The following is an 11,865-nucleotide window of genomic DNA, read 5'->3' as shown; positions in this document are numbered from 1 at the left end:
GAGCGGTCTTCGATGAATGAGGTGCAGGGCGCCACGACGACGGCGGCCACCAAACCGATCCAGGAGCTGGAGACGGTCGTCATCCGCTTCGCCGGCGACTCCGGCGACGGCATGCAGGTGACCGGCAGCCAGTTCACCAACGTTTCCGCGCTCGCCGGCAACGACATCAGCACCCTGCCCGACTTTCCCGCCGAGATCCGCGCTCCTGCCGGTACCCTGGCCGGCGTCAGCGGCTTCCAGCTCAACTTCTCGCATCGCGAGGTCTTCACGCCGGGCGACACCCCCGACGTGCTGGTCGCGATGAACCCCGCCGCGCTGAAGGCCAACATCGACGATCTCAAGCCGAACGGCATCCTGATCGTCGACCAGGAGGCGTTCAACGACCAGAACCTGAAGAAGGCGGGCTATACGTCGAACCCGCTCGAGGACGGCTCGCTCGACAAGTACCAGGTGTTCAAGGTCGACGTCTCGAAGCTGACGACGCTCGCCCTCGCGGACATCGGGCTGTCGAACAAGCAGGTCCTGCGCTGCAAGAACTTCTTCACCCTCGGCTTGACGGCGTGGCTGTACAACCGTCCCACCGAGCCGGTGCTGAAGTTCATCGCGAACCGCTTCAAGCGCAACCCGGCGCTCGCCGAGGCCAACACCCGCGCCTTCAAGGCGGGTCTGCACTTCGCAGAGACCTCGGAGATGTTCGCGACGCAGTACGAGGTGAAGCCCGCGGAGATCGCGCCGGGCACCTACCGCAACATCACCGGCAACAGCGCGCTCGCGCTCGGCTTCGTGGTCGCGGCGCACCAGGCGGGCTTGCCGCTCTTCCTCGGCTCGTACCCGATCACGCCGGCGAGCGACATCCTGCACGAGCTGTCGGGCTACAAGGAGTTCAACGTCACGACCTTCCAGGCCGAGGACGAGATCGCGGGCGTCGGCTCCGCGCTCGGCGCCGCCTTTGGTGGCGCGCTCGCGGTGACGACGACGAGCGGCCCCGGCATCGATCTCAAGTCGGAGGTCGCCGGCCTCGCGGTCAAGGTCGAGCTCCCGATCGTCATCTGCGACATCCAGCGCGGCGGCCCCTCGACCGGTCTCCCGACCAAGACCGAGCAGGCGGACCTTCTCGCGGCGCTCTACGGCCGTCACGGCGAGTCGCCGGTGCCGATCATCGCGGCGCAGAGCCCGGCCGACTGCTTCGCGGCGGCGCTCGACGCGGCGCGCATCGCGATCAAGTACATGACGCCGGTCTACCTGCTCTCGGACGGCTACCTGGCGAACGGCGCCGAGCCCTGGAAGGTGCCGGACCTCGCCGAGCTGCCGCGCTTCGACGCCCAGTTCCGCACCGATCCGAACGGCTACTTCCCGTACCTGCGCGACCCCGAGACGCTGTCGCGGCCGTGGGTGGTTCCCGGAACGCCGGGTCTCGAGCACCGCATCGGCGGCCTCGAGTCGGAGTACTTGACGGGCAACATCAGCTACGCGCCGGCCAACCACGAGCAGATGGTCCGGCTGCGCGCGAAGAAGATCGCCGGCATCGCCCGCGAGATCCCGCCGACGACCGTCAACGGGCCCGAGCGCGGCAAGGTGCTCGTGCTCGGCTGGGGCAGCACGTACGGCTCGATCGCCGAGGCAGTCAAGCAACTGCAAGCGTCCGGCGTGTCGGTCGCCCACGCGCACCTGCGCTGGCTCAATCCGCTGCCGTCCGATCTGGGCGAGGTCCTTTCCCGTTACGAGCGCGTGCTGGTCCCGGAGATGAACATGGGCCAGCTGCTGCGGCTGATCCGTGCGGAGTACCTGGTCGACGCGATCGGCTTCAACAAGATCCAGGGACGGCCGTTCCGCGTCGCCGAGATCGTGGCGCGCGTCCAGAAGCTCCTCGAGGAGAAGTAGGTCGATGTCCACCGCAACGCCGGGCCAGCAGCCCAAGCTCACCCGCAAGGATTTCGAATCGGACCAGGAAGTCCGCTGGTGTCCGGGCTGCGGCGACTACGCGATCCTGGCCCAGGTGCAGAAGGTCCTGCCCGAGCTCGGCATTCCGCGCGAGAACTTCGTCTTCGTGTCGGGCATCGGCTGCTCGAGCCGCTTCCCGTACTACGTGAACACGTACGGCTTCCACACGCTGCACGGACGCGCGCCCGCGATCGCGACCGGGCTCAAGCTCGCGCGCCCCGAGCTGTCGGTGTGGATCGTCACCGGCGACGGCGACGCGCTGTCGATCGGCGGCACCCACCTGATCCACGTCCTGCGCCGCAACGTCGACGTCAACATCCTGCTGTTCAACAACCGAATCTATGGCTTGACGAAGGGCCAGTACTCGCCGACGTCGGAGGCCGGCAAGATCACCAAGTCGACGCCGGACGGCTCGGTCGACAACCCCTTCAAGCCGCTCGTTCTGGCGCTCGGCGCCGAGGCGACCTTCATCGCGCGCTCGATCGACGTCGAGGCGAAGCACCTGCAGGAGACCATCCGGCAGGCGCACGCGCACCGCGGCGCGGCGTTCGTCGAGATCCTCCAGAACTGCAACATCTTCAACGACGGCGCGTTCTCCGACCTCACCGAGCGCGACATCAAGGCGGACCACCAGCTCGTCCTCGAGCACGGCAAGCCGATGATCTTCGGCAAGAACCGCGACCGCGGCATCCGCATGGTGAACATGCGCCCCGAGGTCGTGCAGCTCGGCAACGGCGTGACCGAGGCCGACCTGCTCGTGCACGACAAGCACAACCCCGTGCAGGCCTACCTGCTCGCGCACATGACGCCGCCGCAGTTCCCGACCCCGATCGGCGTCCTCTACGAGGTCGAGCGTCCGGCTTACGAGCAGAGCGTGCGCAACCAGCTCGAGGCCGCGAAGTCGCGCCCGGGCGCGGGGGACCTGCAGAAGCTGCTGCTGAGCGGCGACGTCTGGACGGTTTCCTGACGACCGCTACCTGACTGGGACGGCCGAGCTCAGCGGCGCGCGGACGCGTCGCGCTCGGCCGTGAACGGCAGCGGCGGCACCGGCGGCTCCGCGCCGCGCAGGAGCCACGCCTCCCACGCGACGACGGAGCGGTAGACCTCGAGCGGCGGCAGAGCGTCCCAGCCGTCTCGCGCTCCCTCCTGCGTTGCAGCGAGCTTCTCGCGCGCAGCGCCGGCGAGTCGCGCGGCGCTCGCGAGCTTGCCCGTCTGCCAGTGGTGCCAGGCGACCGCCGCCTGGATCAGCCCCTGCAGCACCGTGCGCACGGGTCCCGTGGCGGTGCGCCACGCCGGCTCGAGGATCTCGTGCACCTCGAAGAACAGCTCGTGCGCGAGCAGCCGGCGCGCCTGCGCGAGGCGCGCGTCGAGATCGATGCCGCGAGGCGCGGCGTCGAGCGCCCCGGCATAGCGTGCGAGCTTGTGCTTGACGGCGTCCGCCCAGGCCGGATCCCTGCGGACGAACGACGGGCCGACGCCGTCGGCGTGCACGCCTTCGTCCCGCACGATCAGACCTGCCGCCGAGAGCGCCGCCCACGCGGTGGCGCCGACGTCCGCCGGATCGACGCGCGCGCCCGGCGCGAGACCGAGCGCACGCCGCGCCGCCGCCACCCGAGACTGCGCCGGCCGCTCCTCCGCCAGATCGGCGAGCAGCAGCCCGGCGACGGCGTCGCGCGCGGCGAGCGGCAGCTCGCGTGTCGGATCGGCGGTCGCTGGCACCGACGAGAGTTTACACCCGAACGACGCATCGCTAGTGGGTGACGCGATGTCCCGGCGCACCAGCTCGGCGCCCGGCGAGGCGTTGCGCGCGACGGGCGAGCTTGCTGCCGCGGCGCCCGCACCGCGCGCCGCAGTGGCGGCGACGTTGCTCCGCTGGTTCTGGATGAGCGTCGGCGCCGCTTGCACGGCGCTGCCCTTTCTCGACCCGCGCCTGTGGCCGCTCGCCTGGTTCGGGCTCGTGCCGCTGTTCGCGCTCGCGCCGCGCGCACCGACGACGCGCGCTGCGGTGATCGACGCGCTGGTGATGGGGCTCGTGGTGAACGTCATCGGCTTCCACTGGCTCGTCACCACGATCCACGTCTTCGGCGCCTTCCCGATGCCGATCGCGCTGTTCTTCTTCGGCGTGCTGTCGGCGTGGGGCTCGCTGCCGTTCGTGCTGGTCTCGCTCGGTTTGCGCGCGGCGGGTCCGAAGGCGCCGCTCGTGCTGGCACCGATCCTCTGGACGTCGGTCGAGTTCCTGTTCCCGAACCTCTTCCCGTGGCGTCTGGGACACTCGCAGCGCGAGGTCGTGTGGCTGCTGCAGAGCGGCGACCTGGCAGGACCGTTCTTGCTGTCGTTCGTGATGGCGTGGTTCGCCGCGGCGCTGACGCGGTTGCCGCGGCTGCGGCCGCTCGTCGGTCCGGTGATCGCGATCGTCGCGCTGCTGCTCTATGGCGCCTGGCGCGTCGCCGAGGTCGACGCGACGCTCGCGCGCGCGCCCGAGTTCCGCGTCGGCGTCGTGCAGGGCAACCTCGCGCTCGGCGAGAAGCGCGAGCCCGGTTCTTACGAATCGAACGTCGCTCGCTACCGCCGGCTGTCGGCATCGCTCTCGCCGCCGCCCGACCTGCTCGTCTGGCCGGAGACGGTCGTCGCCTGGGGGATCCCGCTCGAGGCGACGACGCTGAAGGGGCTCGACCCGTACCCCGACGCGCCGGCGCCGCTGCTGTTCGGCGCGGTCGCGTACCGCGAGCTCGGCCGCCGCGAGGTCGAGTGGTTCAACAGCGCGTTCCTGCGGCGTCGCGACGGCTCGGTCGGGGGCCGCTACGACAAGATCATCTTGATGCCCTTCGGCGAGTTCATCCCGCTCGCCTCGGTGTTCCCGTCGCTCAAGGAGCTGAGCCCCAACACCGGCGACTTTCAGGCGGGCGAAGAGCCGGTGGTGATGAACGTTTCGGATCAGGCCCGCGTCGGGGCGCTGATCTGCTACGAGGATCTCCTCGCCGGACACGTGCGTCGCACCGTCGCCGCCGGCGCGACCCTGCTGGTCACGATCGCGAACGACGCCTGGTTCGGCGACAGCGCCGCGCTGCACGAGCACGACACGCTCGCGCTCTGGCGCGCGGTCGAGAACCGTCGCTACCTCGTGCGCGCGACCAACACGGGACTCACCTCGGTGATCGACCCCGCTGGCCGAAGCGTGCTCACGCTGCCTACGCAAACGGCAACCGCGGGCGCCGCGACGGTCCACCTCCTCACCGTCGAGACGCTCTACCAGCGCTTCGGCGACCTCTTCGGCTGGACCCTACTGGCAGTCGGAATTTCCCTTCTGGTATACTGCCGCCGGCTTTGACCGTGCATCGGCGCACGACGTTGCAGCGCCGGGTCGAGAAGCCGTGGCCCAGTCGCGAGTTTTTTGGCTTCCAACTTGCTCCACGCGCCGCGCGACCCTGCTCGCGGCACTCTCACACTCTGGAACGGACGACCTCCTGAAGTCACGGGTTCTGGCCTGTAGCGCAGCCAGAGCGCGCGCGACGCGTGCGCGGGTTGGACCGTGAGTTTGGGGACAGCGAGACGCGCATGTATCTGAACTTCTACGGCCTGGCCGAGAAACCTTTCAGCCAGACGCCCGACCCGAAGTTCCTCTACTGGAACGACGCGTATCGCGAGACCCTCGCGAGCCTGCGCTACGGGATCCAGGAGCGCAAAGGCTTCGTCACGATGATCGGCGAAGCCGGGACCGGGAAGACGACGCTGCTGCGCAAGCTGCTCGACGACCTCGGCTCGGACGTCGTCTCGGTCTTCCTGTTCAACCCCAACGCGACCTTCGAGGAGATCCTCGAGTACACGCTGAGCGAGCTCGGCATTCCCGCTCCCACGGGACGCAAGCTCGCGATGCTGCAGCGGCTCAACGAGTTCCTGCTCGCGGCGTTCAACGAGGGCAAGAACACCGTGCTCGTGATCGACGAGGCGCAGGACCTCGAGACCGACGTCCTCGAGTCGCTGCGCCTGCTGTCGAACCTCGAGACCTCGAAGGAGAAGATCCTCCAGATCATCCTCGCCGGGCAGCCGGAGCTCGCCACGCGCCTCGCGCAGCCGAACCTCCGGCAGCTCAAGCAGCGCATCGCCGTGCGCTGCCGGGTCGAGCCGCTCGGTCGCCACGAGCTCGCGGACTACATCTCGACCCGCCTCACGGTCGCGGGTGGGCGTCCGGATCTGTTCGCGCCCGAGACGCTGGAGCCGATCTGGCGCTTCTCGAACGGGATCCCGCGCCTGGTGAACACGGTGTGCGACAACGCGCTGCTGGTCGGCTACGCGCTCGGCCGCAGCACGATCGACGCCGGCATCGTCGACGAGGTGGTCGCGGACCTCGGCAAGCTCGACGTGCCTCCGCCGCCGGTCGGCGCGCCCGAGGCGGCGGCTGCGGCCCCCGCTTCCGCAGCCCCGCAGGCTGCGGAAGCGGCCGCGTCCGCAGCGCCCGCGACGCCATCGCCGTCGGCGCCCGCGGAGCCCGCGTCGCACGTCGGAGCGGCGAGCGCCACGCCGCCGCCGTCCGCCGAGGCCCTGCACACCGTGCCGCCTCCCGCGGCGCCCGCGTGGGCGCAGGCCGCGTCGACGACCGCCGCTGGAACGACGACGACCGTTGGCGCGCGTCCCTCGCTGCGCAACCTGGAGCGTCCCGCGGTACCCGCGAGCGCTCCGCGCCACCGTCGCGTCGCCGTCGCGCTCGCCGTCGCCGTGCTGGTGCTGGCCATCGTCGGCGGCTGGCTGTCGGGGGCGTTCACCCGGCTCGAGTCGAACGTGCGCGCCTGGCTGACGACGGGCGACGCCAAGCTGGCGGAAGACCCGGGCACCGCGGCCGCCGAGAACGGCGTGCCGTTCGCGCGCCTCGGCGAGCCGGCGGCGCCACCTGCGGGTGGCGCTGCGGCGCGCGTCGAGCCGCAAGCAGCGTCCCCCGCTGCTCCTGCCGTTCCAGCGGATCGAGCGGTCCCGGCTGCGCCGTCCGAGGCCGCCGTCGACGCCGCAGTCGCTGCGGATGCGCACGCGTCGTCGGGCGCGGCGGTGCAGCCGAGCGCCGAGCGCGAGAGCGCCCAGGCCCCCGCGCCGCCAGCCGCGGAGAACCCGCCGCAGGATCCCTCCGCGGTCGCCGGTCGGACCGAGCCGTCAGCGGACGCCGTTGACGGCGTCCCGGTCGCCGAGGAGCCCGCGGTCGCGCCGCCAGCCGCCCCCGACGTCGCCGACGCCGCGCGCGCGACGGAGCCGTCCGCCGAATCGGTCACCGCGTCCTCGTCGGCGGAGCAGCCGAACCCGGCCGGCGCCCCCGGCGGCGCCGAGCCTGCCCGCACCGCCGCATCCGACGCCCAGGAGGCCGAGGAAGCGGAGCCGCGCGTGGCGGCGATCCAGCCGCGCGACGCCGCGCGCGACTCTCAAGATCTTCAACCGCAGACCCAGCGTCCGGGGAAGCGCGGCAAGCGCGTCCGCGTCCAGCGCGGCGACACGCTGATGAACCTCGCGACGCGCGAGTACGGCACCGCGACCTACACCACGCTCGACGTCGTGCGGGCCGCCAACCCCGAGATCCGCGACGTGAATCGCATCATCGCGGGCTCCGAGCTGATCTTCCCCGACCCTGGTCCGAGCTCGCGGGTCATCGACGAGCGCGGCGGCGTGTCGGTCCTGGTCGCGACCACCCCGATCCTCGACCACGCCCAGGCGCTGCAACGGGTGGTCGGCAGCCGCTTCCGGATGCCGGTCGAGCTCGAGCCGATCGCGCTCGGTGACGGGCGCTTTCTCTATCGCGTCTCGCTGCGCCAACTGCCCGACAAAGCAAGGGCTCTCGCAATCGCCGAGTCGCTCGGCAGCATCCTGCGGGACCCCAGCTGATGCGTCGTTCCTGGCACACGTCTCGTGCGGTTGCACGATTCTGGGGCGACTCTGCACGGCTGCACGTCTTTGGCCCCGTGACCAGGTTGAGAAACTGGAGGAAATTGAAAGCTTTCCGGGCCTTTTTGGGGGGTCCGGAAGAGCCCCGCGTGGCGTTCCTTTTGCTGCGCCAGCGCGGCCGATGTCGATGGGCGAGTGTAGCGCCTGGTACGTGGTCCGCTCCAAGCCGCGCGCCGAGGCAATGGCTGCCACGAACTTGCGCGTCAAGGGGATCGAGGTGTACCTGCCCCGACTCGCCCGCGCGTTCCCGCATCGCACGTCGACCGACGTCGAGCATCTCGAGCCCCTCTTTCCCGGTTACCTGTTTGCACGCCTCGATCTTGCCTCCCAGTTCCACGTCGCTTCCTGGACACCGGGCGTCGCGCACCTCCTCAGCCTGGGCCAGGGCCTGCCGACCGCAATCGACGACGGCGTCATCGAAGCGTTGCGCGAGCGCGCTGGCGGTGGCGAGGTCCTGCGAGCGCGGATCATGCTGCGACCCGGTGACCCGGTCGAGATCCGCCACGGACCATTCGCCGGCCTACACGCGATCATCGATCGACCGTGCTCCGGGGCCGGTCGCGTACAGATTCTCCTGGATCTTCTCCGGCGGCAGACGCGGCTCGAGTTGCCCGCGTCGGCGGTCGCGCCGCTCTAGGCGCGTCCGCTCTCGAGCACTCGCTCGAAGCAGCATAACGGGGTCCGCCGCCCCGTACAGGGAAGAACCTTTCGAAGGATGGGCGGAGCTATGAGCAGTAGACGACAGATCGAGATCGGGCGCGGCGGCGCGATCCGGATCGGCACCGCGTTGCTGGTCGGGACCGCCGTGCTGGGTCTGATCGCCGGCTGCGGCGGCAGCGCACGTCGGCAGCAGCAGCACGCCATGATGATGGCGGCCGCGAGCCCGGACTCCGGCGCTCCGGGAACCGTTGGCGGCATGGGCGCCCCGGGCACGGTGGGAGTCGCAGGTCCCGCCGGACGGGTCGGCAAGCTGGTCGACGAGTACAGCTACCGTCTTGCACCGGGTGACCTCATCGACGTCAAGTTCCCGTACCACCCGGAAGAGAACGAGCGCGTCCCGGTTCGTCCGGACGGCCGCATCGGCTTGCAGGTGATCGGCGACGTGATGGCCGCGGGGCTCACCGTCAAGGAGCTCGAGGAGGTCATCGTCGAAAAATCGTCGAAGACCCTCAAGGACCCGGTGGTGAGCGTCGTGATCGCCCAGCTCGCCGAGCACAAAGTCTACGTCGGCGGTCAGGTCGCCAAGCCGGGTTACGTCCCCTACCGCGAGGGGTTGACCCCGCTGCAGGCCATCGTCGAGCGCGGCGGCTTCGTCGACGACGCCAACACGGACGAGGTGCTGCACATCACGCGCGTCGGCGATCAGGTGCAAACACAAAGGCTTGACTTGGAAGCTGTCATGGACGGAGAGTCCACCGAACAAGTCGTCATGGCACCGGACGACATCATCATCGTGCCGAGGACGTTCATCGGCGAAGCCGACGTTTGGGTCGACCAGTGGATCCGGGGGCTTCTGCCCACCGTGCCCCGACCCGGCTTCGATCTCAACACGTTGGCTTTCTAGGAGACCGTCGGTGGGCAAGACATACGAGGCACTGAAGCGAGCGGAGGCCGAGCGCGCAGCCAAGGCTGCGCGTGACACGGCGTCACCGGGATCGGCGGTTCCCCCGCAGCCGGAGGCGGCATCCGTCGAGACGGAAGGCACGCTGCCAACGCCCGTCGAGCGCAGCTGGTTCCGCTTCGGTGCTCGCATGCGCCGCAACGGCGGCAACGGGGCGAACGGCCACGCCAACGGAAACGGGAACGGCAACGGCAACGCTCATCGCAACGGACGCAACGGCAGCGGCATCGGACACTTCTCGTTCGACGTCCCACCGACGACAATCGAAGAGTTCCAGCAGCTTCGGAAGAACATCCTCGCCGCACGCGCGCCCCGCACGCTGCAGCTCATGCTGATCGTCTCGTCGCGACACGGCGAGGGCGCCACCACCACCACCGCCCTGCTCGGCTCCACCATGGCGCAGGCCGGTCGCTGCCTGCTGATCGACGCGAACTTCCGCACGCCCGGCATCACGCGCGTCTTCGGAGGCCACGACGCGCCCGGGTTCTGCGAGGCGCTGAGCAATCCGACGGCACCCGGCCCGGTGCATTACCACCCGACGGAGATCCCGAACCTGTACTTCATGCCGACCGGACGCGGTCCGGCGCGCGTCCCGTACATGTTCGAGGGACGCGCGTTCGACGATCTGCTCGCGTTCCTGCGCAAGGAGTTCGACACCATCCTGATCGACGGCGCGCCGATGGAGATGTACGCCGACAGCTCGTTCCTGGCGCCGCGCGCCGACGGTGTGATGCTGGTCGTGCGGGCCGAGAGCACGCCGCTCGGCGCACCCGCGGTGTCGCTCCGTGAGCTCGAGCGCGTCGGCGCGCACGTCCTCGGTGCGGTCCTCAACCGCACGCAGAACTACATTCCCGAGTTCCTCACCCGCTTGACGAATCCGCAGGACGTCGTCGAGATCGCCGTCATCCCGCAAGAGGCCTCGAGATGAACGAATCCGTACGCGAGTTCCTGCACATCCTGTTCAAGCGCAAGCGGTTCTTCGTCATCGCGTTCGCGCTGGTCTCGCTGCCGATCATCGCGTTCGCGCTGCTGCGCACGCCCGAGTACATGGCGCGCGCGAAGCTGCTCGTCGTCGGTAGCCGCAGCTACCTGCACCTGTCGCCGCAAGATTCGAAGCGCACCACGCAGCTGCCCGAAGCGCAGGTGCTGAACGCCGAGGTCGAGAATTTGAAGAACCGCTCGTTCCTGCTCGCCGCCGCCGAGCGGCTGCAGATCGAGATCATCGACCCGGTGCCCGAGGACCGCGAGCAGCGCAACCGCGCCACCGCGCGCGCCATCCGCGACAACCTGCGGGTCACGCCGTTCCCGCAGTCGCCGATGATCGAGGTCGCCTTCAAGCACACCGACAAGAACAAGGCGGCGGCGGTCGTCAACACGCTGGTCGACACCTACCTCGAGTACCACCCGAGCATCTACGAGTCGCCGGACATCGTGCGCTTCTTCGAGCGCCGCACCGAGCGCCTCGAGCGCGAGCTGCGCAAGAAGGAGCGTCGCCTCGACCGCTATCAGCGCCGCACCGGAATCGTCGCGCTGAACCAGCAGAAGGACGAGACCATCCGCCAGATGATGGCGAGCGAGCTGGTGCTGCGTGAGACCGAGGCGCAGATCCAGCAGACCGATCAGCTCATCGCCAAGCTCGAAGAGGCGATGCAGGACGAGCCCGAGAAGGTCGCGAGCGACGTCGACATGATCGACAACCCGGTCGCGCGCGCGCTCGAGGAGCGCATCGGCATCCTGACCGTCGAGCTGTCCGAGCTGCAGCAGAAGTACACCGACGCCGACCGTCGCGTGATCGACAAGAAGGCGCAGATCGCCGAGCTGCGCGCGAAGGTGAAGGAGCAGCCGCCGCGCATCATCGGCACCGAGCGCTTCCAGCTCAACCAGGTGCGCCAGAACCTGGCGGAGGAGCTTCTGCGCGCCCGCGCGAACCGCGGCGCGCTCGAGGCGAAGCGGGAGTCCGTCAAGCAACACCTCGCCGACTTCGAGGCGCGTCTCGCCGAGATCAGCGAGAAGGGCTACAAGCTGCAGAAGCTCGACGACGAGGTGCAGCAGGCGCGCGCCGAGCTGCAGGCGTCAATCCAGCGCGCCCAGGAAGCGCGGCTCTCGCTCGAGATGAGCGAGGACAAGCTCGACACGATCCGCGTCGTCGACCGCGCGGACGCGCCGGCGAAGCCCGACAACGACCAGACGATGCTGACCATCATCATCGCGCTGATCGCGGGTGTGGGCGTCGGCGTCGCGGGCGCGTTCGGACTCGAGTTCCTCTACCAGACCTACCACTTCGGCTCCGACATCGAGCGCGAGCTCGAGCTGCCGGTCCTGGGCCTGATCTCCGACTACCGCGTCGTCAACTGACGACACGCACGGTCGTGGTCGCCCCGGGG

9 protein-coding genes are annotated in these 11,865 nt (G+C 69.6%); 8 read left to right on the top strand and 1 reads right to left on the bottom strand.

The features are described 5' to 3' along the window. The first annotated feature begins 12 nt into the window (after nt 1-12). Both VIS07_21075 and VIS07_21070 read left to right on the top strand, forming a co-directional pair. The gene (locus tag VIS07_21075) at nt 13-1,881 is read left to right on the top strand and encodes a 2-oxoacid:acceptor oxidoreductase subunit alpha (protein HEY8518013.1); all 1,869 of its coding nucleotides are present in this window, start codon (nt 13-15) and stop codon (nt 1,879-1,881) included. A gap of 4 nt (nt 1,882-1,885) precedes the next feature. Continuing rightward, a complete protein-coding gene (locus VIS07_21070; GenBank protein ID HEY8518012.1) occupies nt 1,886-2,908 on the top strand; it encodes a 2-oxoacid:ferredoxin oxidoreductase subunit beta in 1,023 nt (340 codons plus the stop codon). Nucleotides 2,909-2,937: 29 nt separating this feature from the next. Here the strand turns inward: VIS07_21070 and VIS07_21065 are convergent, their stop codons facing one another. Then, nucleotides 2,938-3,660, bottom strand: a complete 723-nt coding sequence (locus VIS07_21065; protein HEY8518011.1) for a DUF309 domain-containing protein — start codon at nt 3,658-3,660, stop codon at nt 2,938-2,940. A gap of 46 nt (nt 3,661-3,706) precedes the next feature. Here VIS07_21065 and lnt point away from each other — a divergent pair, with 46 nt between their 5' ends. The 6 genes from lnt to VIS07_21035 all read left to right on the top strand — a co-directional run bounded on the left by lnt (nt 3,707) and on the right by VIS07_21035 (nt 11,836). Then, nucleotides 3,707-5,269, top strand: coding sequence for an apolipoprotein N-acyltransferase (gene lnt / locus VIS07_21060; GenBank protein HEY8518010.1), 1,563 nt, complete (start codon nt 3,707-3,709; stop codon nt 5,267-5,269). A gap of 227 nt (nt 5,270-5,496) precedes the next feature. Continuing rightward, nucleotides 5,497-7,800, top strand: coding sequence for an AAA family ATPase (locus VIS07_21055; protein HEY8518009.1), 2,304 nt, complete (start codon nt 5,497-5,499; stop codon nt 7,798-7,800). A gap of 187 nt (nt 7,801-7,987) precedes the next feature. Then, a complete protein-coding gene (locus VIS07_21050) occupies nt 7,988-8,497 on the top strand; it encodes a transcription termination/antitermination NusG family protein (protein HEY8518008.1) in 510 nt (169 codons plus the stop codon). Between the two features lie 90 nt (nt 8,498-8,587). Beyond that, on the top strand, nt 8,588-9,424 hold the full coding sequence (locus VIS07_21045; GenBank protein HEY8518007.1) for a polysaccharide biosynthesis/export family protein: 837 nt from the start codon (nt 8,588-8,590) through the stop codon (nt 9,422-9,424). 187 nt (nt 9,425-9,611) lie between these two features. Further along, on the top strand, nt 9,612-10,409 hold the full coding sequence (locus VIS07_21040; GenBank protein HEY8518006.1) for a CpsD/CapB family tyrosine-protein kinase: 798 nt from the start codon (nt 9,612-9,614) through the stop codon (nt 10,407-10,409). Beyond that, nucleotides 10,406-11,836, top strand: coding sequence for a Wzz/FepE/Etk N-terminal domain-containing protein (locus tag VIS07_21035; protein ID HEY8518005.1), 1,431 nt, complete (start codon nt 10,406-10,408; stop codon nt 11,834-11,836). Before VIS07_21040 ends, VIS07_21035 begins: the two co-directional genes overlap by 4 nt. The last annotated feature ends 29 nt before the right edge of the window (nt 11,837-11,865 follow it).

This window comes from Candidatus Binatia bacterium, from assembly GCA_036563615.1.
Taxonomy (GTDB): Bacteria; Desulfobacterota; Binatia; order UBA12015; family UBA12015; genus DATCMB01.
The sequence above is the reverse complement of the archived record's forward strand: the minus strand, read 5'-3'. Positions and strand labels throughout refer to the sequence as shown.